19 protein-coding genes and 3 tRNA genes are annotated in these 22814 nt (G+C 69.5%); 4 read left to right on the forward strand and 18 right to left on the reverse strand.

Annotation, left to right across the window (positions count from 1 at the left end):
- Positions 1 to 30: 30 nt before the first annotated feature.
- The 3 genes from IPJ17_15065 to IPJ17_15075 all read right to left on the reverse strand — a co-directional run bounded on the left by IPJ17_15065 (position 31) and on the right by IPJ17_15075 (position 3182).
- Complete coding sequence (locus IPJ17_15065; GenBank protein QQR72805.1) at positions 31 to 786, reverse strand: SDR family oxidoreductase; 756 nt, start codon at positions 784 to 786, stop codon at positions 31 to 33.
- Complete coding sequence (locus tag IPJ17_15070; protein ID QQR72806.1) at positions 783 to 1967, reverse strand: thiolase family protein; 1185 nt, start codon at positions 1965 to 1967, stop codon at positions 783 to 785. Before IPJ17_15070 ends, IPJ17_15065 begins: the two co-directional genes overlap by 4 nt.
- Before the next feature lie 66 nt (positions 1968 to 2033).
- The gene (locus tag IPJ17_15075; GenBank protein QQR72807.1) at positions 2034 to 3182 is read right to left on the reverse strand and encodes a beta-lactamase family protein; all 1149 of its coding nucleotides are present in this window, start codon (positions 3180 to 3182) and stop codon (positions 2034 to 2036) included.
- A gap of 50 nt (positions 3183 to 3232) precedes the next feature.
- Between IPJ17_15075 and IPJ17_15080 the strand changes: the two genes are divergently transcribed.
- Together IPJ17_15080 and IPJ17_15085 are read left to right on the forward strand one after the other, a co-directional pair.
- Complete coding sequence (locus tag IPJ17_15080; protein ID QQR72808.1) at positions 3233 to 4975, forward strand: serine/threonine protein kinase; 1743 nt, start codon at positions 3233 to 3235, stop codon at positions 4973 to 4975.
- A gap of 28 nt (positions 4976 to 5003) precedes the next feature.
- The gene (locus IPJ17_15085) at positions 5004 to 6758 is read left to right on the forward strand and encodes a tetratricopeptide repeat protein (GenBank protein QQR72809.1); all 1755 of its coding nucleotides are present in this window, start codon (positions 5004 to 5006) and stop codon (positions 6756 to 6758) included.
- On the opposite strand, the gene IPJ17_15090 is transcribed toward IPJ17_15085, so the two are convergent.
- Both IPJ17_15090 and IPJ17_15095 read right to left on the reverse strand, forming a co-directional pair.
- On the reverse strand, positions 6755 to 7975 hold the full coding sequence (locus IPJ17_15090) for a glycosyltransferase (protein ID QQR72810.1): 1221 nt from the start codon (positions 7973 to 7975) through the stop codon (positions 6755 to 6757). The two genes, IPJ17_15085 and IPJ17_15090, sit on opposite strands and share 4 nt — an antisense overlap.
- Before the next feature lie 8 nt (positions 7976 to 7983).
- The gene (locus IPJ17_15095) at positions 7984 to 8982 is read right to left on the reverse strand and encodes a glycosyltransferase family 2 protein (protein ID QQR72811.1); all 999 of its coding nucleotides are present in this window, start codon (positions 8980 to 8982) and stop codon (positions 7984 to 7986) included.
- A gap of 93 nt (positions 8983 to 9075) precedes the next feature.
- On the opposite strand from IPJ17_15095, the gene IPJ17_15100 reads away from it, so the two are divergent.
- Together IPJ17_15100 and IPJ17_15105 are read left to right on the forward strand one after the other, a co-directional pair.
- On the forward strand, positions 9076 to 11121 hold the full coding sequence (locus IPJ17_15100) for a hypothetical protein (GenBank protein ID QQR72812.1): 2046 nt from the start codon (positions 9076 to 9078) through the stop codon (positions 11119 to 11121).
- A 15-nt stretch (positions 11122 to 11136) separates the two neighbouring features.
- Positions 11137 to 12036 carry a phosphoribosylaminoimidazolesuccinocarboxamide synthase gene (locus tag IPJ17_15105; GenBank protein QQR72813.1) on the forward strand — a complete coding sequence of 300 codons (900 nt, stop codon included), beginning with the start codon at positions 11137 to 11139 and terminating at the stop codon, positions 12034 to 12036.
- A gap of 12 nt (positions 12037 to 12048) precedes the next feature.
- Here the strand turns inward: IPJ17_15105 and radA are convergent, their stop codons facing one another.
- The 13 genes from radA to IPJ17_15170 form a co-directional block, all read right to left on the reverse strand.
- Positions 12049 to 13416, reverse strand: coding sequence for a DNA repair protein RadA (radA, locus tag IPJ17_15110; GenBank protein ID QQR72814.1), 1368 nt, complete (start codon positions 13414 to 13416; stop codon positions 12049 to 12051).
- Positions 13417 to 13430: 14 nt separating this feature from the next.
- On the reverse strand, positions 13431 to 14912 hold the full coding sequence (locus tag IPJ17_15115) for an MCE family protein (protein QQR72815.1): 1482 nt from the start codon (positions 14910 to 14912) through the stop codon (positions 13431 to 13433).
- 21 nt (positions 14913 to 14933) lie between these two features.
- Positions 14934 to 15695, reverse strand: coding sequence for an ABC transporter ATP-binding protein (locus tag IPJ17_15120; protein QQR72816.1), 762 nt, complete (start codon positions 15693 to 15695; stop codon positions 14934 to 14936).
- A 1-nt stretch (position 15696) separates the two neighbouring features.
- Complete coding sequence (locus IPJ17_15125; GenBank protein ID QQR72817.1) at positions 15697 to 16455, reverse strand: ABC transporter permease; 759 nt, start codon at positions 16453 to 16455, stop codon at positions 15697 to 15699.
- Complete coding sequence (alr, locus tag IPJ17_15130; protein ID QQR72818.1) at positions 16452 to 17642, reverse strand: alanine racemase; 1191 nt, start codon at positions 17640 to 17642, stop codon at positions 16452 to 16454. The genes IPJ17_15125 and alr overlap by 4 nt, the downstream gene beginning before the upstream one ends.
- Positions 17623 to 18969, reverse strand: coding sequence for a replicative DNA helicase (dnaB, locus tag IPJ17_15135; protein QQR72819.1), 1347 nt, complete (start codon positions 18967 to 18969; stop codon positions 17623 to 17625). Before dnaB ends, alr begins: the two co-directional genes overlap by 20 nt.
- 65 nt (positions 18970 to 19034) lie before the next feature.
- A tRNA-Leu gene (locus tag IPJ17_15140) sits at positions 19035 to 19116 on the reverse strand.
- A gap of 98 nt (positions 19117 to 19214) precedes the next feature.
- Positions 19215 to 19289: transfer RNA gene (locus tag IPJ17_15145), tRNA-Cys, on the reverse strand.
- A gap of 87 nt (positions 19290 to 19376) precedes the next feature.
- Positions 19377 to 19451 (reverse strand) — tRNA-Gly (locus IPJ17_15150).
- 38 nt (positions 19452 to 19489) lie between these two features.
- Entirely contained in the window at positions 19490 to 19888 is a 399-nt protein-coding gene (locus tag IPJ17_15155; GenBank protein QQR72820.1) for a YraN family protein, read from the reverse strand.
- Complete coding sequence (locus IPJ17_15160; GenBank protein QQR72821.1) at positions 19885 to 21294, reverse strand: cysteine--tRNA ligase; 1410 nt, start codon at positions 21292 to 21294, stop codon at positions 19885 to 19887. The genes IPJ17_15155 and IPJ17_15160 overlap by 4 nt, the downstream gene beginning before the upstream one ends.
- Positions 21295 to 21337: 43 nt before the next feature.
- The gene (gene def, locus IPJ17_15165; protein ID QQR72822.1) at positions 21338 to 21880 is read right to left on the reverse strand and encodes a peptide deformylase; all 543 of its coding nucleotides are present in this window, start codon (positions 21878 to 21880) and stop codon (positions 21338 to 21340) included.
- A complete protein-coding gene (locus tag IPJ17_15170) occupies positions 21880 to 22764 on the reverse strand; it encodes a cyclic nucleotide-binding domain-containing protein (protein QQR72823.1) in 885 nt (294 codons plus the stop codon). Before IPJ17_15170 ends, def begins: the two co-directional genes overlap by 1 nt.
- Positions 22765 to 22814: the final 50 nt, after the last annotated feature.

Raw genomic sequence — 22814 nt, forward strand, 5'->3', positions numbered from 1 at the left:
CTTGTCGTTCGTCCAGACGCCGGCACCGGCTCAACCGGCCAGCACGCTCCCGCCGTTGACGTTGAGAATCTCGCCGGTGATGTGGCGAGCGAGCGGCGAGGCCAGGAAGATCACCGGGCCGGCGATGTCCTCGGGTCCCGGGATGCGGCGCAGCGGAATCGACGCCTCGATCGCCTGTCGCCCTTCGCCGTCGAGCGCTTCGGCGGACATGTCGGTGTCGACCCAGCCGGGAGCCACCGAATTGACGCGCACCGCCGGCGCGAGCTCCGTCGACCACGCCTTCGTCGCCGAGATCATCGCCCCCTTGCTCGCGGCGTAGGGGCTGTAGTACGCCTCGCCCCGCTGACCGGCGGTCGAGGTGACATTGACGATGCTGGCGTTCGGCGAACGTCGCAGGAACGGCAGCGCTTCGCTGGCGCAGAGGAAGCAGGCCGCGACGTTGACCTCCATCGTCTCGTCGAACTTATCCTCGTCGAGCTGGCCGAGCGGGTTGTGGACCCAGATCCCCGCGTTGTTGATCAGGGTGTCGAGCTTGCCCCACTCGCGTGACAGGAAGGTGAAGAGCTCGCGCACCTCGCTGCGCTGCGTCAGGTCGCAGGGAAACCGGCGATGGTCGCGCGACGAGAGTCGCTCGAGCTCGCTGATCAGCTCCTCGGCCGCGTCCGCGCGATCGCGGTAGGTCACCAGCACGGCGGCGCCCGCCTGGGCGAAGAACCGCGCACAGGCTGCGCCGATCCCCCGGCTGCCGCCGGTGACGAGCACGTGGTATCCGTTCAGGTCGATCATGCTGCCTCCACGATCAGGGCGATTCCCTGCCCGCCGCCGATGCAGGCGGACGCGACGCCGATTCCGCCGCCGCGGCGGCGCAGTTGCTTGAGCAGAGTGAGAGTGATCCGCGCTCCGGAAGCACCCAGCGGGTGCCCGAGCGCGATGGCGCCGCCGTTGACGTTGAGCCGCTCTTCGTCGAGATCGAGCTCGCGCACCACGGCGAGAACCTGCCCGGCGAACGCCTCGTTGACTTCGACGAGGTCGAGGTCGGCGAGCGTCATGCCGGCACGCTCGAGTGCCTGGCGGATCGCCGGCGCCGGCCCGATCCCCATCCGCGACGGCTCGACGCCGACGACCGCCCACGAGACCAGGCGTCCGAGCGGAGCGAGCCCGCGATCCTTCGCCCAGGCCGCCGTCCCGAGCAGCAGCATCGCCGCGCCGTCGACGATGCCCGAGGCGTTCCCGGCCGTGACGAATCCGTCCTTGTCGAACGCCGTCGGCAGACGGGCCAGCTCCTCGGCCGTGGTTTCCGGGCGCAGATGATCGTCGCGCTCCACCGTCCTGGCTCGCTTGCCTTCACCGACCGTCAGCGGGACCACCTCTTCGGCGAGCCGCCCGCTGGCCCAGGCCTCCCCGGCGAGCCGCTGGCTGCGCAGGGCGAACGCATCCTGCTGTTCGCGCGTGATCCCGTAGTCGCGCGCCAGGTTGTTGCTCGTCTGGGCCATGTAGAAGCCGCAGTAGGAGTCGAGGAGCCCGGCCATCAGCGAGTCCTCGAGCTTGCCCTGCCCGAGCTTGAAACCGCGCCGCGCCCCGTAGATCACGTGCGGGGCCTGCGACATGTTCTCGGTGCCACCGACGAGGCAGCAGGTGGCCTCGCCCGCGCCGATCAGGTGGGCTCCGGAGACGATCGCCTGGATGCCCGAGCCGCACAGGCGATTGACCGTCAGTGCCGGGATCTCCTTCGGCACACCCGCTTTGAGCGCCACGTGCCGGGCCCCGTAGATCGCGTCGAGCGAGGTCTGCATCACGTTGCCGACGACGACGTGGTCGACCTCGGAGGGCGCGACGCCGGTGCGCTCGAAGAGCGCACGAGCCGCCCGGGCGCCGAGCTCGAGAGCCGAGAGATCGGCAAGTTGGCCGTTGTAGTCAGCCATCGGCGTGCGCACGCCATCGATGAGAACGAGGTCACGCGGGTTCATGCAGGGCTCTCCGGGATGGGCACGGGTGCGCCGTGCCGGCGCTCATCATGTCGCAATTGCAGCCGCTCAGTCACCCGCCGCGTTCGCCACCGCGACATCCGAGGCGGCGAGACGGTGGAATCGCCGGCGCCACCGGTTGAGATCGACGTCGAGCGTCGACCGATGCCCCAGCAGCACCGCCACCAGGCGCTGGCGCGGATCGATCCAGACGCTCCCGCCGGTGAATCCAGTGTGGCCGAAGGCCTCCGCCGAAAGCGCCGGACCCGCACTGCCGGCGACGCGGCGTCGCGCCCACCCGAGCGCGTACTCTCCCCGACCGGCGAGCGCGCGCTCGGCCAGCGAGGGCGTCAGCAGACGCCGAGGATTCAACCACTCCCGCGCCAGGGCGACCACCGAGTCGACATCGGCGAAGAGCCCGGCATGCCCAGCCAGCCCACCGCCCTGCGACAGGAAGCGTGCGTTGCCGTCCTGCACGACGCCCTTCGCGGGCGGACCGGTGGGCGCGAGCGTCACCCCGAGCGCCGCCGCAAGCTCCACTTCGCGTCGGTTGTCGAGGGGACAAGAGACGACGTCGGCGATCGACTGGCAGGGGCTCGGCTCGACTCTCTCGAGATCGAGCGGCGCCAGGACTCGTTCGCGCAGGAGCTCGTCGAGCGGCAACCCGGTGGCCTGCTCCGCGGCGCGCGACCAGAGAATGAAGCCGAGGTCGCTGTACCGTTCGCCCGGCGTCGCCAGCCACCGGCCGTCGAGAAGCCGCGCCAGGGCTGCGGACCGATCGTGCGCCAGCTGCGGCAACGGGGCCCAGGCGGCCAACCCCGAACGGTGCCGCAACAGGGACTCCAGGTCGAGGCGAGCGAGCCGAGGGCTGGCCGCCGGCAAGAGGTCGCCGAGCCGCGTCGCGAGCGGCAGCTCGCCCGAACCCTCGAGCACCAAGGCCAGGGTGGCGACGAACGGCTTGGTGAGCGACGCGAGATCGAATCGCTCGCCGGGCGAGGCACGACCCTCTCGCCGGGCAGCGGCGGCCAGCAAGGGCCGGCGACGACCCGAGCGATCGGTCCACTCGACGCGCGCCTCGACGGCCGCCCAGGGCCCGCGCCGGCAGGTCTCGCCGACGAAGCGACGGAGCGACGCGCCGGCTTCCTTCGCGACGAGGGCACGATTTCGCGCTCCACGGGGCTGAACGACCGCGTTCCTGCCGCTCGGACGACTCGACACCACCCGGCCTCCTTGGCCGCGCATGCTATCCTGAGCGCACTTCTCCGCTCATGCAGAGCATCGGCAAGTACCAGATCCTCGAGAAGATCGGCGTCGGCGGCTTCGGCATCGTCTACAAGGGCTACGACCCCTTCATCAAGCGGCACGTCGCGGTCAAGACCTGCACCAGCGACGACGAGGACACGCGGCAGCGCTTCTATCGCGAGGCCGAGATCGCCGGCAATCTGCAGCACCGCAACATCGTCACCGTCTACGACTTCGGCGTCCAGGAGGGGATCCCCTACCTGGTGCAGGAGTACCTCTCCGGCGAGGATCTCGACCACAAGATCAAGCGCCGCGACTTTCTCGCCTTCCCGCAGAAGCTCTTCTACCTCATCCAGATCGCCCGCGGCCTGGAGTTCGCGCACGCGCACGGCGTCATCCATCGCGACATCAAGCCGGCGAACATCCGCGTCCTCGAAGACGACACGGCGAAGATCCTCGACTTCGGGATCGCCAAGGCGGCGCTCGCCTCGACCAACCTGACCCAGGCCGGAATGACGCTCGGCACCGCGTCGTACCTTTCGCCCGAACAGATCCGTGGCGAAGCGGTCGACCGGCGCACCGACATCTTCTCGTTCGGCATCCTTGCCTACGAGTTGCTGTCCTACCGCCGCCCCTTCGAGGGTCCGCAGATCTCGGCGATCTTCTATCGCATTCTCAACGAGGCGCCGCGACCGCTGAGGGAGCTCTGGCCGGACGGTCCGGACGAGCTGATCCAACTCGTCGGACGTTGCCTCGAGAAAGACCCGGCGCGGCGCTACCCGGACTGTGCCGCCCTGAGGCGCGATCTCGAGAATTTGCGCAGCCGGCGATCGGTCGACCAGACGGTCACCCGGCCCGCCTTCGACCTCGAGCTGGCCCACGCTCCCACCGCGGTCCTGGATCTCGGCGACAACGGCCGCCGAGCCCCCCGGGAAGCCGCGGACTCCTCCATGGTGGACCTCGAGCTCGGACACCGCCCCGAGACACCGCCGGCGACGACCTCGCTGCGACGCGCCGCGGCGACCCGGCGTCACGCACCGCGCGGGCTCGTCCTCACGGCGGTGGGACTGGCGGGTCTCGCGGCGCTCGCCGCCACGGCCTGGCTGCTCGCCGGCCAGCTCGGCGGCGGCTTCACCTGGCCGGGCGCCGACCCGCGGCGCGTCACGTCGGCTCCAGCGACGGCGACACCGACAGTGGCTCCTCCGTCGCCGACGCCGACCCGGCCACCCGTCACTCCGACAGCCACGGCTGTCCCCAGCCCGACCCCGACGCCCCCACCCAGGCCGGCCGTCCTCACCGTCGAGCCCGGAGGGTCGACCGCCACCCGCGTGAAGCTCGGCGAGCGGACCTTCGAGCTCGACCACCCTGTCCGGCTCGAGCTCCCGGCCGGCAGCTACACGATCACCTTCGTCTCGGAGGTTCCCGGCTACGACGTCCGCGAAGAGAGCAGCGTCCGGCTGCGCGAGGGCGAGCAGCGCCGACTGGAGAATCCGATCCCGCGGCCGGCAATGCTCACCGTTCGCCCTCATCTCAACACTCCGCAAGGACAGGTCCTGCTCGACGGCCGCCCACTCGGCGCCACCCCGCTGCAGAAGCGACTCCTTCGGCCCGGCGCCCACCTGTTGGAGGTTGCTCCGCTCGGCGAGGGCGGCACGGGCAAGGTCAGCCAGACGGTCACCCTCGCGCCGGGAGTCGAGACCGTGATGACCTTCGATCTCTCGGGCGTCCAGCCGACACGCCTGCGCGACCAGCCGGTGCCCTCGCCCTGACGGGGCTCTGGTAACATTTCGCTTCCTCATGAGGCCGCTCTCCGCCGCCTGCGTCGTCGTTTGCCTGGCGGCCTTCGCCCGTCCGGTGCCTGCCCAGGGTGTCCCTGGCGCCGGTGCGGTCGAGGTCGAAGAGCTGCGTGACCTCGCTCCTCCCGCCGACCCGCTCAGGAAGCTCGAGGCCGAAGCGGAAGCGGCCTACGGCGACGGCGAGCTCGACCGGGCGATCGGCCTCTATCGCGATCTCGTGGCGCAGACGCCGGCGCCGGCCGATCAGGCCCGCATCCTGGTCACCGTCGGCTGGCTCGAGATGCTTCAGGGGCACGCCGAAGCCGCCGGGCCGGACCTCGAACGAGCTCTCTATCTCGCTCCCGAGACCCGGCTGCGCGAAGAGCTCTACAACGACGAGTTCGTTCGTCTCTTCCTCGACTCGCAGGCACGTGCCACCGCCGCGCGGGCGACCGATGCCGCCGACCGGGCGCGCGCGGCCGTGCAGGCGATCACCGCCGGCAACCTCGCGTCGGCGCGTCAGCTCCTCGCCGAATCGCTCTCCCTGCAACCCGACCAGCCTCGTGCGCTCTACAACCTGGCCGTGGTCGACTTGCGTGACGGGCAGACCGACGCGGCGCTGGCGGGCTTCGAACGGGTCATCAGCCTCGGCGAGGCCCGCCCCGAAACGGTGCCGGCGGAGCTTCGAGCGCTGGCGCGCGCCAGCGCCGGCCTCGTCTACCTCACGCGAGGACAAGATCCGGAGGCTGCGGCGGCCCTGGAACAGGCGGTCGCTCTCAACCCCGCCGACGGCCGCGCCTGGAACGGCCTCGGCGTGGCGCGGGACCGGCTCGGGAGCCGCGAGAAGTCGATCGAGGCCTTTCGCCGTGCCTATGCGCTTCGTCCGGACGACGAGGAGGTCGCCGACCATCTCGGTCGCGCGCTGATCGACGCTGGACGTTGGGTCGATGCCGTGGCCGTGCTGGTCGAGAGCTGCGGACGCCGTCCGCAGTCGCCGCGACTCTTCCTCAGTCTAGGCCTCGCCGAGCGTGGGCTCGGCAACCTCGACGGGGCGCGCCGGTCCTTCGAACACGTCCTCGAGCTCGACCCGACGGATGGCCTGCGCCTCGCCGAGCAGGCTTCGGTGTTCCTCGCCTCGCTGCACCTGGAGGGCGGGCGCGCCGCCGACGCGGCGCGCGAGGCTCGGCGCGCCCTCGCGTGGAACGAGAACCTCCCGGACAGCTGGACCCACCTCGGCATGGCGCAGAAGGAGCTGGGCGACCTCCCGGGAGCGAAGGAGAGCCTGGCACGCGCCGCGGCGCTCGCGCCCGATCGTCCGGAAGCTGCGTACAACCTGGGAACGGTCCTGCTCGCCTTGCGCGACTTCGTCGCCGCGCGAGCCGCCTTCGAGCGCGCCGTCGCGCTGCGACCGGGGTTCGCCGAAGCCGAGGCGATCCTCAACCGACTCGCGGCCCCGTCGACCGCACCGGCGAACCCGACGCCCGCGGCACGCACCACCCCGGCCCCACCGCGGCTCCCGTTGGGAACCCGCTTCACGGAGGCGAACTATCCCGAGCTCGGTCTGCGGGGACTGCGGGTGGACGCCCTCGAGCGCGGAGGGCTCGGGGAGCGCGCCGGTCTGCAAACTCAGGATCTCGTTTTGCGAGTCGATGGCCGGCCGCTGACGACCGTCGCCGACCTCTCGCAGTATCTGGCCGGGCGTCCAGCGCGCAGCACCCTGCTGTTCGACCTGTTGCGAGCCGGGCGCTCGCTGCGGATCAGCGTCGCGCTCGACTAGCGCGCCAGCGCCGCGACGTATGCGGCACGATAGGCGGCCGCGACGGCATCCCAGGTGAGCTCGCGCGAGGTCTTGCGACGGCCGGCTTCACCCAGCTCCTTTGCCCACTCCGGCCCCGCCAGCAGCCGCTCGAGCGCCGCAGCCAGTCCCGGTCCGTCGTTCTCCGCCACCAGGAGCCCCGTGCGCTCCGGCTCGACCGCGAGCGGGATCCCGGAGATGGCGCTCGCCACCACCGGCAGTCCGCTCGCCATCGCTTCCAGGATGACGTTCGGCAGGCCGTCGACGTTCCCCACGCGGTCGTGGACGGCGGGCAGGACGAAGAGATCGGCAGCGCGGAAGAGATCGGGGAGGTCGTCGTGGCCGACCGCGCCGGGGAAGTGCACGCGCTCGCCGAGGCCCGGCGCGAAGCCCGCCGCCTGCGACCGGAACTCCTCCAACCGGTCCCCTCCTCCGGCCAGGACCACATGCAGCAACGGATGACGGGCGAGCAACTCCGGCAGGACCGGAAGGAGCACCTGGAAGCCCTTCTTCGTCGCCATGCGCCCGACCGAGAGGAGCACGCGCGCCTCGCCGGGGATCCCGAGGCGGGACCGCCAGCTCAGCCGACCGGCCGTCCCGGGCGCGAAGACACCGACGTCGACGCCATACGGGATGACCCGCGCCAGGTCGTGCGGCAGACCGAGCGCTCGCACCCGATCGACAAGCTCGGGAGAACAGCCGGTGAGCAACGCCGTGCGTCGCAGGACCCAGCCGACCAGGCGGCGCACGCCCGGCTTCTCCGCCATGAAGACGTCGCTGCCGTGCAGCCCGATCGCCAGCGGTGTCCTGCCGACCGCGAACGCGGCCGGCGGCCCGTTCGGCACGACCCAATGAGCGTGCACGAGGTCGAAGCGTTCGCGCTGCAGGGCACGGCGGACCGCTCGCTGCGCCGCCGCCAGGTAGAGCGGCGTCACGGCCGCGGCACCGAGACGGGCCGTCTCGTCGGCAGCGAGGCTGCGAGAGTAACCGAGCACTTCGAAGCGCTCCGGGGCGTAGCGAAAGGTGGTGACCGGCACCCCGTCGTCGACCCACGAGGCCGCCACCCCGGGCGCATGCGGGGCGAGGATCGACACCTCGTCTCCACCCCGCCGCAGCCCGCGGGCGATGTCGCGGATGAACGGGCCCGAGGTGTCGCCCGCGAAACGCGGGAAGGTCTGGGTCAGGAAGAGGATCCGCACGCGAGCGGTCAGTCGGCGATCTCGCGCACCGAATAGCTGTCGGCGCGACGGAACTGCTTGTGGGTGATCATCTCGCCGATCAAGCCGGTGGTCAGCACCTGCATGCCGACCAGCATCAGCAACACGCCGAGCAGCAGGAGCGGGCGGTTCGAGAGCGCCTCGCCGAGGAACCAGAGCCCGGCGAGATAGGCGTTGATGACCAGGCCCGTTCCGAGGCCGACCAATCCGAGCAGGCCGAAGAGATGAAGCGGCCGCCTCGTGTAGCGGGTGATGAAGAGCACGGTGATGAGGTCGAGCAGCCCTTTGTAGAAGCGATCCCATCCGTACTTGCTCACCCCGTGCAGACGCGGATGGTGGCGCACCTCGATTTCGCCGACGCGGAAGCCGCGCCGGCTGGCGAGCACCGGGATGTAGCGGTGGAGCTCGCCGTAGACCGCGACCTCTTCGAGGACCTCCCGGCGGTAGGCCTTGAAGCCGCAGTTGAAATCGTGGATCGGCACCTGGGCGAGGTGGCGGGTCACCCAGTTGAACAGGAGCGACGGATAGCGCTTGCCGATCGGATCGAGTCGCTTGCGCTTCCATCCCGACACCAGGTCGAGGTCCTCCTGTTCGAGCTTCTCGAGGAATCGCGGGATCTCTTCCGGATCGTCCTGAAGATCGCCGTCCATGGTAAAGAGGAGGCGGCCGCGCGCATGATCGAAACCCGCCGAGATCGCTGCCGCCTTGCCGAAGTTGCGGCGCAGCCGCACCAGCTTGACGCGAGGATCCCGCGCTCTCACCTCGCGGATGCGATCGGGCGTGCCGTCGTTCGAGCCGTCGTCGACGAAGATGATCTCGAAGCTCCGGCCGAGTCCGTCGAGGACGTTGGCGACGCGTTCGCAGAGCTCGGCGACGCTGCCCGCCTCGTTGAGAACAGGAACCAGGACGGAGATCTCCGGGCGAGCCTCGCCGCCCTGGACCTGGAGGTTGGAGGCCTTGCTGCGGGCCGGGTCTGCGGATCCGCTCATCGCCGGGCATTCTAACAAGCCGCGAGGGCGATGCCGCGGCGGTGTCGGCGAGCGAGCCGACTGGTGTAACCTTGGCGCGTCGCCGAGCCCGCGATGACCGCCCATTCTCTCCTCCGGTCCCTGAAAGGCCCCTTCAGCTTCCTGCAGAAGGACGCCGCCGAGTTGCTGCGTCTCGTGCCCGACGCCGAGCGCTCGCTGCCGACACCTCAGAAGATCTACCTCGAAGACGAGGGCGCGACTCCACTCGCCGGCTTTCCCATACTCGAGACCGACCAGACCCAGGCCCTCGAACAGGCTCTCGAGCAGTACCTGCTCGTCGAGGAGCAGGTCCGGCTCGCCGTGGTGACGCGACAGACCTTCGACCCCGGCCAGTACGCCGCCGCATGGGAGCGCTATCGCGGCCATCTGGCACGGGCCACCGAGAACGCCACCGCGTCGAGCTACGGCCGGCACCTACCGGCGATCTTCTGGCTCAACCACTCGATGGCGGTCGCCAGGATCCTGCGCGAGACGCCCAAGCGGATCCTTCGTCACAGTCTCGCCCTGGGGCGGGATCATGGGGACGAGATCCGCTACCAAGTGCTCTTCAAGTATCTCGACCGGGTCGCCGACCTCACCTACGACGTCGTCCACCGGCTCGCCACCGAAACCGAAGAGGTGGAGGAGGAGCTCTTCCCCGCCCTCTTCACCCGGATGCGCGACAACGTGCTCATCTTCACCGAGGAGCACATCAGTCCCAATCTGGCCGAGCTGGGGCCCTACTTCGCCGGCTACCTGCACATCGATTCGCGCGACTTCCGCTCGCGACTGGCCGCGCTCTCGGAGTGGCACGCCGCCGAGCTGCGGCGCGACGCCGAGTTGCGACGGTCGATCCGGCTGCTGGGCGCCGACCCGGACGGCGAGCCGCGCGACCTGCTCTATCGCACCGGCTACGTCACCTTCCTGGCGAGCTGTCCGGGCTACGACACCCGCACGCTGCTGCCGCACACCGGCGTCCAGGTGTGGGAGAGTCTGCTGGTCAAGCTCAAGGAGTTCGAGCTCCTCCACGCCTTCCGCCGGTTGATGATCCCGGTGGAACGGCGGGGCGACGACCTGACCTCGCGCGACCGGAGCCTCCGCCGGTTCGGTGTCTCGCCCCAGCTTCTCCGCTTGTCGCCGAGCACGCGCCCGCTCGATTTCGGCGCACCCTGGGTGGTCGACCCGGTCGTCTCACGCTTCGGACTGATCTACGACATCAGCGATTTCAGCGAGACGATCTCGATCCTGCGCCGGTCGGGCGGCCCCGAACAGGATCGCTCGTTCCGCCAGCTCTTCCTCTTCCAGCGCCGGGTCAATCGCCTCGCTGCGCAGCACCGGACGAAGATGGAGAAGTACCTCGGCGACGGTGCCTTCTATTCGAGCCGCGAGGCCAAACAGCTCCTCGCGCTCGCCGTCCAGGTGCAGCGCCACTACCGCCAGGCGCTTTCCGAGGGTTTCCCCTTCTCGCGCGGGCTTCGCATCGCGCTCAACTTCGGACAGTACCGCCTGCTGCCGATCCAGGCCGGGATCCCCGGCGAGGCGGAGCGGTACGAGTTCTTCGGTCACGGCGTCGTCGAGCTGACCCGCCTGACCTCCGGCAAGACGACGAAAGAGATCGACGAGATCAAGATCCTGTTGATCAATCGCGGTTACCCCGAGAACACGGTCAACCGCTTCTTCGACCCGCTGACCGCCCACAACGTCGACATCGTCGAAAAGGCCGAGCAGGCGCGCAGCTTCTTCGCCTACATCAACCAGAACGGCACCCTGGTCAACGAAGGGATCGTCGCCACCGGCGCGTTCATCTCGATGCTGGTCAAGGAGGGGGCGGCCAAGCGGCTCTTCCGGGCCCAGGACGGCGATCGCGGCTACATCGCGGTGCCGATCGGCTCCGGAGCGGGATCGATGCTCGTCGGCCTGCGGAAGCTTGGCCTGGCCAATCTCAAGGGTCTCGACCGGCTGCCGGTCTACGAGGCGGTCGACGGCGGACAGTGGCTCGACGCGACGCTCGTCGAGATCCGCGGCGGCGATCTCCTCGATGCGCTGGAACGGGACTTCCTGCAGCGGCGCAGCCCCGCAGCCGCCGGGCCGACCCGGCTCTTTCCGCCCCCCACACTCTGACGCCCCGAGGCCGCGATGAGCACCGACGCCGCGCTCTGGCAGACCGACCTCCCCGGGCTTCCGCCACCGAAGCGGGGGAAGGTGCGTGACGTCTACGATCTGGGAGACGAGCTGCTGATCGTCGCCAGCGACCGGCTCTCGGCCTACGACCACGTGCTGCGCCCCGGGATCCCCGGCAAGGGGAAGATCCTCAACCAGCTTTCCAACGACTGGTTCGCGCGGCTCACCGGGGTCGTCGGCAACCACCTCGTCGCCACAGACCCGGAGCGATTCCCTGCCGTGCTGCGACCTCACGCGGCGCTCCTTCGCGGCCGCGCCGTCGTCGTCCGCAAAGCAGCTGTCGTGCCGTTCGAGTGCGTCGCGCGCGGCTACCTTGCCGGCAGCGCCTTCCGCGAATACCAGGATGGCGGGGCGATCTGCGGTGTCGCTCTCCCGGACGGACTGACCCGCGCCAGCCGCCTCCCCGAACCGATCTTCACGCCAGCGACCAAGGCCGAGACCGGACACGACGAGAACGTCGACTTCTCCGTCGTAGCTGAGGCGATCGGCCGGCCCCTCGCCGAGCGGTTGCGCGCCGTGACCCTCGACCTCTACCGCACGGCCGCGGCGCACGCCGAGTCCCGCGGGTTGATCCTCGCCGACACCAAGTTCGAGCTCGGCCTGGTCGGCGGCGAGCTCCTCCTGGTCGACGAGGCGCTGACCCCCGACTCGTCACGCTACTGGGAGGCAGCCTCCTGGCGACCCGGCGACGAGCCGGTCTCCTACGACAAGCAGTACGTCCGCAATTGGCTCGACGCCAGCGGCTGGGATCGCGAGTCGACACCGCCGGAGCTGCCGGCCGAAGTCGTCGCCGGAACGCTGGCGCGCTACGTCGAGGCGTTCCAGCGCCTCACCGGACACCCACCCGCACTCTGAGCGCCACGCGGGTCAGGTCGCCCAGACCCGGGCAACCATTTCGCCGACATCCTCGACCTCGACGATCCGGATCCCGACCGGCGGCTTGCCCGGCGCGCTGCCCTTCGGCAGGAAGGCGCGGCGAAACGTCAGGGCGGCGGCTTCGCGCAACCTCGCCTCGATCTGCGAGACCGGCCGCACCTCGCCGAGCAGACCGACCTCGCCGAGAAAGACGGCATCGGCGGGCAGGGCTCGACCACTCACCGCCGAGGCCAGCGCCGCCGAGACGGCGAGATCGGTCGCCGGCTCGCGCAGCGAGAGCCCACCGACGACGTTGAGGAAGACGTCGCGGTCGGCCAGGCCGAGATCGGCGAAGCGCTCGAGCACGGCCACGAGGAGGATCGTGCGATTCGTGTCGAGCCCCACCGCCATCCGCCGCGGCGCCGGGAAGCTCGTCGGCACGACCAGCGCCTGGACTTCGACCAGCAGCGGCCGGGCGCCCTGCAGGCAGGCCGCGACGGCCGACCCCGGGGCCCCTTGCCGCCGCCGTGCGAGAAGGACCCGGGAGGCGTCGGCGAGCGGGATCAGGCCGGCGTCGTGCATCTCGAAGAGCGCCACCTCTCCGGTCGGACCGAAGCGGTTCTTCGTCGCCCGCACCAAGCGGTACTCGCCGGTGTGCTCGCCCTCGAACGAGAGCACCGTGTCGACGAGATGCTCGAGCGACTTCGGGCCGGCGATCGTCCCCTCCTTCGTCACGTGTCCGACGAGGAAGAGGGCGACGCCGGAGCGCTTGGCGAGCTCGACCAGCCGGTTGGCACAGTGGCGCACCTGGCCGACCGAGCCCGGCGGGCTGTCGAGCTCGGCGCTTCGCAGCGCCTGGATCGAGTCGACGAGCAGCACCCGCGGCCCCTGCGACTCGACCGCCGCGAGCAGGGGCTCGAGCCCCGTCTCGCCGGCAACCAGGACTCCGGATGCCGCACAGCCGAGCCGCTCGGCGCGCAGGCGCAACTGGCGCGGCGACTCCTCGGCCGAGGCGTAGAGTGTCGTCAGGCCCTCGCGCGCGAGCGCGTCGGCCACCTGGAGCAGAAGCGTCGACTTGCCGATTCCCGGCTCGCCGGCGAGCAGAACGACGCCGCCCGAGACGATGCCCCCCCCGAGCACGCGATCGAGCAACGGGATCCCACTGGCGAATCGCACGACGGAGTCCTGCTCCACCTCGCTCAGGGCCTGCACTCGCGCACCGCCACCGACGGCCGCCCGGCCCTTCGCCGTCTTGGCCGGAGCGAGGCGCACCTCCTCGACGAGCCCTCCCCAGTGGTCGCACTCCGGGCAGCGTCCCAGCCACTTGGCCGACTGGTGGCCGCAAGCCTGGCAGACGTAGACCGTGTGAGAAGCGGCCACCGCACCGTCCCGCGTCAGAACTTCGGCACGGAGCCGAGCAGATACTTCAGGTCGTCGTCGGTCCAGGTGATGCCGCCGCCGACGAAGAACGACTTGTACTCCTTGGCGAGGAAGTCGTCGTACCCGCCCATCAGGTACAGGTTGGGATGGAAGCGCCAGGTCGTCGTCAGCCGCAAGTGCGGGTCGAGGTTGTTCTCGCGCGAGAAGTCGAACGCTTCGAAGGAGAGCAGGAGCTTGCGGTCGATGACGCCGTAGTCGGCACGCACGCCGCCGGTCGACTCGATCATGCCCGCCCAGAGCGTGCCGCGGCGTTCGGCGAAGGGCAGGCCGAAGAGCGCGGACACGCCGTTGCGCCGCCGGTCGCGCGTCACGCGCTGCGAGGTCGTGGTCTCGCTGGTGCCGTCCGGGTGGGTGACCGTGACGGTCTCGGTCTTGTCGTAGAGGCGCCCTCGCGGATCGCTTACCAGCTCGACGCGATAGAGCCGCGGACTCTCTTCACCCTGCGGTTTGACGTCGACGCGGAAGGCGGTGCGCGAATCCTCGAGACCTTCGAGGTAGATCCCCTCCATCCCCAGGTCGAGCTTGAGCTTCTGCACCCGGCCGAGGGTGTCGGTCAGCGAGTTGACGCCCTTCTCGACGCTGCCGAGCGCCGACACCAGTTCGTTGTGCGCCTGGTCGCTGTTGACCAGCTTGCCGATCGTCCCTTCGCCGCGCGAGATCTTGCCGGTGATGTCGTTGAGGTTGTCGACCGACGTCTGGACCCGCGTCGTGAGGTCCTTGATGTTGGCCATCGAGTCCTTCAGGTTGCCCCGATTGTCGGCGACCACCGCCTCGACCTGGGCGAGCACCCGCTCGATCTGGGCCGAGAGGCGCGGCAGGTCGGTGGCCAGCGTGGCGCTGAACTTCTCGAAGTTGCGCACCGTCCCCGTGACCGACTCGCGGTTGGCGGCCACCAGGGCGCGGATCTCGTCGGCGGTCTGCTTGAGACTCGCCACCAGGTCGCCGATCCCGGCACCGCCCGACCCGCCGGGGCCACCGGTCAGCGACGAGGTCACCGACTTGATCGAGTCCCCCACCTCGTTGAGCTTGGCCATCGCCTGATCGAACGAGAACGGCGTGTCGCCCGGAAGCGTCGCGCCCGGCGCGAGACGCGGAGCGCCGTCAGGGCCCGGGTCGAGCTCGACGTACTTGTCTCCGAGCAGCCCCATGTTGGCAATGGCGGCGCGCGTCCCCTCGCCGAGGACGATCCCGCTGTCGAGCAACAGCGACACGCGCGCCCGCCGCGATTCGAGGCGGATGCCGTCGACCCGTCCGATCCGCACGCCGGCGATGCGCACCGCCGCCTTGTCGTCGAGCCCGGCCACCGAGTCGAAGATGGCGTCGTAGCGCTGCCCCTTCTCGCCCCACAGGTGGATGTCCTCGATGCGCATGATCAGCCAGGCGACGACGACCAGGCAGAGAGTCATGAAGATGCCGACGCGAACGGCCTGTGGCATGGAAGCGTTCCTCCTCGAACCCTAGTCGGAGAGCGGGCCGTCGGCCCGCCCTTCGATGAACTGCTGGACGCGCGGGTCCGCACAGCCGCGGATCTCGTCCGGGGTGCCGATGGCGATGATGTGACCCTGGTAGAGCATGCCGATGCGGTCGGCAATGCGGAAGGTGCTCTTCATGTCGTGCGAGATGGTCACCGTCGTCGAGCCGAGTCGCTTGCGCACGTCGACGATCACCTGGTCGATCACCGCCTTGATCACCGGATCGAGTCCGGTGGTCGGCTCGTCGAACAGGAGGATGCGCGGCCCGAGCGCGATGGCGCGCGCGAAGCCGACGCGCCGCCGCATGCCGCCGGAGAGCTGGGACGGCATCTTGCGCTCGGCGCCCTCGAGATGGACCATCTCCAGACATTCGGCGACCCGTGCGGCGATGCGCTCGCGCTCCCAGCGGGCGCGGCGCAGGGGGAAGGCGACGTTCTCCCAGACGTTCATCGAGTCGAAGAGCGCCCCTTCCTGGAACGCCATGCCGAAGCGCCGCCGGAACTCCGGCATCTGCCGATAGTCGAGGTCGTGGATGCGGACGCCGTCGACCTCGACGGTCCCCGCATCGGGCGCCAACAGCCCGATGATGTGCTTGAGCAGCACGCTCTTGCCGGTGCCTGAGCCGCCGATGACCACCAGGGACTCGCCTTCGTAGACGTCGAGGTCGAGGCCATCGAGGACACGGCGCTCGCCGAAGCTCTTGGTGACGCCCCGCAGGCGGATCTGCACGTTTCCAGGTACGGTCATGTCAGTAGAGCAGCTTGGTGAGGAAGAAGTCGGAGATCAGGATGGCGATCGACGCCAGGACGACCGCCCGCGTCGTCGAGCGTCCGACGCCCTCGGCCCCGCCGGTGGTGAAGTACCCCTTCTGACAGCCGACCAGCGCGATCAGCGCACCGAACACCGCGGCCTTGATGAGTCCCGAGGTGACGTCGTCGTAGTCCATGAACTGGAAGGTGTTGTCGAGGTAGGTCACCGGGTTGGCGCCGAACAGGATGACCGAGACGACGTAGCCGCCGGCGATGCCGACCGCGTTGGCGAGGCCGACGAGCATCGGCAGCATGATCGTCGTCGCCCAGACGCGCGGCACCATCAGGTAGTGGATCGGATCCGTCGCCTGGACCTCGAGAGCATCGATCTGCTCGGTAACCCGCATCGTCCCGAGCTCGGCGCCCATCGCCGAGCCGCAGCGGCCGGCCATGATCAGCGCCGAGAGCACCGGCGAGAGCTCGCGCACCATCGACAGGGCGACCAGCGAGCCGACGTACCCCTCGGCGTTGAACCGCTTGAGCGTCGAGAAGGTCTGGAGTGCCATGACCATGCCGGTGAAGACGGCGGTCAGCATGACGACCGGGACCGAGTCGATTCCCACCCGGGTCATCTGGTTCAGCAACTGTCGCAGGTCGTAGGGCGGACGAAAGGTCCAGGCGACGACGCGCCAGAGGATGACGAAGAACCGCCCGACTTCGAGGAAGAACTGTTCGATCTTCTCGGTGAAATAGCTCATCGTCCTCCTCCAGGCAGCAGCGGCGAGCACTCGGCAAGACACCGTCCGGCGGTGAGGTAGCGCCGCGGGAGCCGCAGCCCGAGCAGGCAGAGGATCTCATAGGGGATCGTCCCCACCCGGTCGGCGAGCTCGACGACGGAGATCGTCGCCTCGCCCTGGCACCCCAGCAACACGACGGGGTCGCCGACCGTTGCCCCGGTACCCGTCACGTCGACGGCGAGCATGTCCATCGACACCGACCCGGCGAGCGGCACCCGCTGGCCTGCGACGAGCGCCTCGCTTCCCGCCCCGAGCCGCCACGGATAGCCGTCCGCATAGCCGACCGGGACGATCGCCAACCTCGAGGGCCGGGCAGCCGTCCATCGCCCGCCGTAGCCCACTCGCGTGCCGGCGGGCACCTCCCGAACGAGCGTGATCTCCGCCGCGAGCGAGAGGACGGGGACCAGATCGCGGATCTGCCGCGCCGGGTCCACGCCGTAGAGCGAGAGGCCGAGCCGGACGAGACCCCGGGTCCCCGCCGGACGGTGGAGCACTCCCCCGCTGTTGGCGAGGTGCGTCAGCAGGCCGACGCGCAGCGACGGATCGAGGGCACCGACGAGGTCGTCGAAACGCCGCTCCTGGTCCGCCGTCCGCACGCTGGTCAGATCGTCGGCGTCGGCGAAGTGGGACATCAGCCCGGTCAGCCGCAGCAGCGGCGCTCCCCGCAAGATCGCCAGCGCCTCGCCCATCTCCTTGATGTCGATCCCCAGGCGGGTCATGCCGGTGTCGACCTTGAGGTGCAGCTCGACCGGACCGAGCGACGGCGCCGCTTCGCGCCACATCGCGAGCTGCTCGAGGCTGACGACCGACGGCGTGACCCGGTACTTCCGCACCAGCGGCAACTGCGCGGGGCGAAGTGCGCCGAAGACGAGGATCGGGCTCTCGAGGCCGGCGCGCCGCAGCTCGACCGCCTCTTCGAGCATCGCCACGGAGAGCCACTCGACCCCTGCCGCGGTGAGGGCGCGCGATACCTCGACCGCGCCGTGGCCGTAGGCGTTGGCCTTCACCACCGCCATCCGCGCGGCGCCGCCGGTGCGTTGCGAGAGCCAGCCGAGGTTCGCCCGCAGGGCGTCGAGATCGACGCTCAGCCAGGCCGGGCGCAGCGCCTCCGCGAGGACGGAGGCACGCTCAGGCGGCGGGCATGGCATGGGAATCGCGGCTGAGGAAACGGGTGGTCTCGCCGAGGAAGACGAGCGGCACGGTGCCGGTCATCCCGTTGCGATGCTTGGCGACGATCAACTCGGCCAGCCCCTTGACCGCCGGATCGTCGTTGTAGATCTCCTCGCGAAAGACGAAGGCGACGAGGTCGGCGTCCTGCTCGATCGAACCGCTTTCGCGCAGGTCGGAGAGCTGCGGGCGGTGTTCGGCGCCGCGCCGCTCCGGGGCGCGCGAAAGCTGAGAAAGCGCCACTACCGGCAGGTCGAGCTCCTTGGCGAGCTGCTTGAGCGAACGCGTGATCGCCGCCACCTCGAGGGTGCGGTTCTCGTAGCGTCCACCTGCCTGCATCAGCTGGAGGTAGTCGATGATCACCAGCTCGAGCTGCTTTTCCGCCTTGAGCCGGCGCGCCTTCGACGCGACCTCGAGGATGGTCGGGCTCGCCGAGTCGTCGATGAACAGCGGGGCGCGCTGAATCGTCCGCATCGTCTGGATGACCTTCGTCCACTGCTGCTGCGAGAGGTGGCCGGCGCGCAACCGGCTGAACTGGACGTCGGCCTCCGAGCAGAGGATGCGCAGTGCCAGCTCCTGCTGTCCCATTTCGAGCGAGAAGACGCCCACCGTCTTGTTCTGGCGGATCGCCACGTGCTGGGCGATGTTCAACGCGAAGCTGGTCTTGCCCATGCCGGGCCGGCCGGCGAGGATGATCAGGTTGCCGCGATTGAGCCCGTGGGTCATCCGGTCGAGGTCGACGAATCCGGTGGGCAGACCGATGAGCGCCGTGCCGGGACGCTCCTCGAGCATCTCGAGGGTTTCCTCCACCACCTTGGCGAACGGCACGAATCCTCGCTTCAGCGCCTGCTCGCCGAGCGACAGGACCGCCTGCTCCGCCTTGCCGAGAGCCTCCTGCGCCTGGACACCCCCGTCGAGGCAGTCGCGGGTGATCGAGCGGCAGGTTTCGATCAGTTGCCGTCGCACCGATCGTTCCTTGACGATCTCGACGTACTGCTCGAAGCGACCAAGATCGGGTAGATCGATCTCCAGCGTCGCGATGTAGGCCAGACCGCCAGCTGCCTCGAGTCGCGCCGCCTGCTCGAGCTTCGCCTGCACGGTCCGCAGGTCGACGCCGACCTGCTGCTCCTGCAGGTCGAGCATCGCCTGGAAGATCAGTCGGTGCCGCTCGTGGTAGAAGTCCTCGACCTGCATCCGCGCCGAAACGGTCGGCAGCAGACGCGGATCGAGCATCACCGCGGCGAGCACGGCGCGTTCGGACTCCTCGCTCTGCGGCAGCGACTTGGGCGACTGGAGCGTTTCGATCATCGAGGAGCCGGGCGGGAAGCGAGCTGCGATTCTGTCCGAGAGGAAAGGGGCGAGCAAGCGCGGCCTGCCGGAGGCGGGATTCGAACCCGCACGCCCCGAGGGCGGAGGATTTTAAGTCCCCTGCGTCTGCCGTTTCGCCACTCCGGCGTTCCCGGCATGCTACCCGAAAGGCGAGCCCACGGCTGCGCGGCGAGCGCAATCGCGGGAGAAGGACAGAAACGCTGGCGGAGGGGGAAGGAAGAACCTGGAGGCGACGGTCGGAATCGAACCGACGAATGAGGGTTTTGCAGACCCTTGCCTTACCACTTGGCTACGTCGCCCAAAGAACGGAAGGCCGCGCAAGGCGGCCTTGGCAACTTCACGCCGTCCACGACCGGAGGCCGACGACGGCGAGGATCAACAGAATTTGGAGCGGGAAACGGGACTTGAACCCGCGACCCCAACCTTGGCAAGGTTGTGCTCTACCACTGAGCTATTCCCGCCCATCGACGCCGAAGCTTAGTGGCGACGCCGCGGGCTGTCAAGACGTCGCGGCGACCTGGAAGGCATCTCGCACCAACGTGATGGTCCACCCGTGCGGACCCGCATCGAGGCCGAGGGCATCGAAGCGACAGGGGCCGCTCCAGGGGTGCCGCAGCAGATAGAGCGACGCGGCGCGGGCGAGCCGGCGCTGCTTCTCCCGACCGATCGCGGCGATCGCCGGGCCGAAGCGAGCGCTCGCTCGCGCCTTCACCTCGACGAAGCAGAGCGTCTCGCCCTCGCTCGCCACGAGGTCGATCTCGCCGGCATGGGTGACGACGTTCCGGGCAAGGATGCGAAAGCCGCAACGCTCGAGGTAGCTCGCCGCCTCCGTCTCCGCGACACCGCCCTTGGCACGGCGGTGGGGCTGTCGCTCGAACTCCGGCAGACTCCCGCTCATCGACGCTTCCAGCGCGGCCCCTGCGGAGTGTCCTCGACCACCACGGCGAGGGCGTCGAGCTCGGCGCGCAGGCGATCCGCGGCAGCCCAGTCCCGCCGGCGCCGGGCCTGCTCGCGCTCCTCCACCAGAGCGACGATGGCCGCCTCGTCCGAGGCCTCCTCGCCAGTGCTCCAACTCGCCGCGTCGAGAACGCCGAACACCGCCTCGGCACGAGCAAGCGACGCGAGAGCGCGCTCGCGGTCGCCGACCCCGAGGCCGCGGTCGATCGCCGAATTCCCCTCGCGAACCCAGTCGAATAGCGCGCCGAGCGCACCGGCGGCGTTCAGGTCGTCCATCAGGCAGGCGTCGAACCGTTCGACGAACGCCGCCGAGGCGTTGGCCAGGGCCGCGTCGCCTGCTCCCGCCTCCGGGGCATGAGCGAGCCGGAAACGGAAGTCGTCGATGCGGCGCAGCGCCGCCGACGCCGCGTCGAGCGCCGGGAAGGTGAAATTCAGCTTCTGCCGGTAGTGCACCGAGAGCATCAGGTAGCGGACGGCGCGCAGGGAACAGCCGCGCGCCGAGAGATCGGCCAGGGTGAACTGGTTGCCGAGCGACTTCGACATCTTCTCGCCGTCGACCACGAGATGCTCGGAGTGCATCCACGTCCGCACGAAGGGCACGCCGGTGGCCGACTCGCTCTGGGCGATCTCGTTCTCGTGATGGGGAAAGATGTTGTCGACGCCGCCGCAGTGGATGTCGAGGCGCTCACCGAGGTACTTCATGCTCATCGCCGAGCACTCGATGTGCCATCCGGGCCTGCCGGGGCCCCAGGGCGAATCCCAGGACGGCTCACCCGCTTTCGCGGCCTTCCACAGCACGAAGTCCCGGACGTCCTCCTTCTCGTACTCGTCGCTCGCCACGCGGTCGCCGCGCCTCGCTTCGGCGAGGTCGAAACCGGAAAGGCGCCCGTAGTCGTCGTCGCTCCCGATGCGGAACCAGACCGAGCCGTCGCTCTCGTAGGCATGGCCGCGCTCGATCAGTTGCTCGACCAGGGCGATCATCTCGGGCACGTGCGCGGTGGCGCGCGGGTAGATCTCGGCGCGCCGCACGTGCAGCGCGTCGAGGTCGGCGAAGAAGGACTCGATGTAGGGAGCGGTGTAGGCGGCGAGCGACACACCGTGTTCCAGCGCACCACGGATCGTCTTGTCGTCCACGTCGGTGAGGTTCATCACGTGGAGGACGCGGTAGCCGAAGTGCTCGAGGGTCCGGCGCAGCAGGTCCTCGAACAGGAAGGTCCGGAGGTTGCCGATGTGGACGTGGCTGTAGACCGTCGGGCCGCAGGTGTAGAGCTTGACCTCGCCCGCGACGATCGGTGCGAAGGGTTCGAGATGTCGGCCGAGCGTATTGAAGAAGGACAGGTTGGCCATCTTGGAAGAGCCTTTCCGCGCGAACGGGCCGCGCCGAGCCGGGTCAGAACGGCAGCGGCGCGCGCGGAACGTCGGCCGGAGAGAACTCGCCGAAGGTCCGCCGCAGGCGTCGCAGCATCAGCTCGCGGCGCAGGCCGCGGAGGTAGTCGATGAACAACACACCGTCGAGGTGGTCGATCTCGTGACAGAGAGCGCGTGCGAGCAGCCCCTCGCCGGCGATTTCGACCGGCTGGCCGTTCGCGTCGAGAGCGCGCACCAGCACGCGCTCGGAGCGCTCGATCCGCTCGGTCAAGTCCGGAATCGACAGGCAGCCCTCGGAGTCGGCCTGCTCGCCGTTGCGCTCCACCACCTGCGGATTGACCAGCACGTGGAGCGCCGTCGGGTCGGCACCGACCGAGGTGTCGACGACGGCGACTCTCAGGTCGACGCCGATCTGCGGTGCCGCGAGCCCCAACCCCGGAGCCGCATGACAGGTCTCGATCAGGTCGTTCACCAGCTCGACGAGCGCAGCGTCGAACCGTTCGACGGGGCGGCAGCGCAGGCGCAGGACCGGATCCGGGAAGAGGACGATCGGCCGCACGGCCATCAGCGAGGCGCCTCGAGCCGGCGGATCGCCATCGCCAGTTCCTGGTCGTTGCGCTGCGAGCGGAGGGCATCGAGCAGGCCACGCGGGTCCTGGTTGCCGAGCAGGGCCTTCTCCAGGCCCTCACGGCCGAGAACCAGGGTCTGGACCTCGTCACGCGCCAACAGCGTGGCGGGCCACGGCCGCTGCTCGAGCAACGGCCATTCGCCCAGCAGATCCCCGGAGGTGAAGTTCCGCAGGCTGATCGGATCGCCCTGCGACTGCTCGAGGATCGCCTCGACGGTGCCGGAGACCAGCAGGTAGAGCACGCGATCGGTCCCGTGGCGCGAGGCGATCGTCAGGCCGGCGGCGAAGGTGCGGAAGCTCATCTCGGCGATGAGGCGCTTGAGCTGCTCGCCCGGCAGCGCCAGGAAGAACCGTGTCGGACCCAGGCGCTTCCACATGCTCTGGATCTCGACCGGCGAGAGCCGGTCGAGCGGGCTCTCGGCGCGATTGGCCATCATCCCGAGCGCGTCGATGAAGAACGATCGGCTGTGCTCGAGCCGCTTGAGGGCCTGCAGTCGCGCAATCCTCTTTTGCACGCCCTCGTCGAGCGGGGCGAGCTTGGCGGCCTTGGCGAGAATGGCGATGCCCTTGTCGTAGAAACCGTCGTCGGCGTAGCAGTCGGCGACGTAGCTGAACTCGTCGATCGCCTTCAGCCACTGCTTGCGGACGACATGGATCTCCGCCAGCTTGAGGTGAGCGTAGAGGTCGTGCGGGTTCTTCTTGACCTTCGCCTGCAACTGGGCTTCGGCGTCGTCATAGCGTTCGAGGACGATCAAGTCCTCGATCGTGTACTCCGCGTCGGACGGCGAGCCCGAGCCTCCGCCGAAAAGCTTCTTGAACACGACAGCACTCCCTCCTGCGGCGGGGCTGAGGCTAACAGTGCAAATCTCAC

It is taken from the genome of Holophagales bacterium, from assembly GCA_016699405.1.
In the GTDB taxonomy this organism is placed as follows: domain Bacteria; phylum Acidobacteriota; class Thermoanaerobaculia; order Multivoradales; family JAGPDF01; genus JAAYLR01.

Coding starts and splice junctions, on each gene's coding strand:
- IPJ17_15065 (QQR72805.1), bottom strand. CDS start 786: ATGATCGACCTGAACGGATACCACGTGCTCGTCACCGGCGGCAGCCGG.
- IPJ17_15070 (QQR72806.1), bottom strand. CDS start 1,967: ATGAACCCGCGTGACCTCGTTCTCATCGATGGCGTGCGCACGCCGATG.
- IPJ17_15080 (QQR72808.1), top strand. CDS start 3,233: ATGCAGAGCATCGGCAAGTACCAGATCCTCGAGAAGATCGGCGTCGGC.
- IPJ17_15085 (QQR72809.1), top strand. CDS start 5,004: ATGAGGCCGCTCTCCGCCGCCTGCGTCGTCGTTTGCCTGGCGGCCTTC.
- IPJ17_15095 (QQR72811.1), bottom strand. CDS start 8,982: ATGAGCGGATCCGCAGACCCGGCCCGCAGCAAGGCCTCCAACCTCCAG.
- IPJ17_15100 (QQR72812.1), top strand. CDS start 9,076: ATGACCGCCCATTCTCTCCTCCGGTCCCTGAAAGGCCCCTTCAGCTTC.
- IPJ17_15105 (QQR72813.1), top strand. CDS start 11,137: ATGAGCACCGACGCCGCGCTCTGGCAGACCGACCTCCCCGGGCTTCCG.
- IPJ17_15115 (QQR72815.1), bottom strand. CDS start 14,912: ATGCCACAGGCCGTTCGCGTCGGCATCTTCATGACTCTCTGCCTGGTC.
- IPJ17_15120 (QQR72816.1), bottom strand. CDS start 15,695: ATGACCGTACCTGGAAACGTGCAGATCCGCCTGCGGGGCGTCACCAAG.
- IPJ17_15125 (QQR72817.1), bottom strand. CDS start 16,455: ATGAGCTATTTCACCGAGAAGATCGAACAGTTCTTCCTCGAAGTCGGG.
- alr (QQR72818.1), bottom strand. CDS start 17,642: ATGCCATGCCCGCCGCCTGAGCGTGCCTCCGTCCTCGCGGAGGCGCTG.
- dnaB (QQR72819.1), bottom strand. CDS start 18,969: ATGATCGAAACGCTCCAGTCGCCCAAGTCGCTGCCGCAGAGCGAGGAG.
- IPJ17_15155 (QQR72820.1), bottom strand. CDS start 19,888: ATGAGCGGGAGTCTGCCGGAGTTCGAGCGACAGCCCCACCGCCGTGCC.
- IPJ17_15160 (QQR72821.1), bottom strand. CDS start 21,294: ATGGCCAACCTGTCCTTCTTCAATACGCTCGGCCGACATCTCGAACCC.
- def (QQR72822.1), bottom strand. CDS start 21,880: ATGGCCGTGCGGCCGATCGTCCTCTTCCCGGATCCGGTCCTGCGCCTG.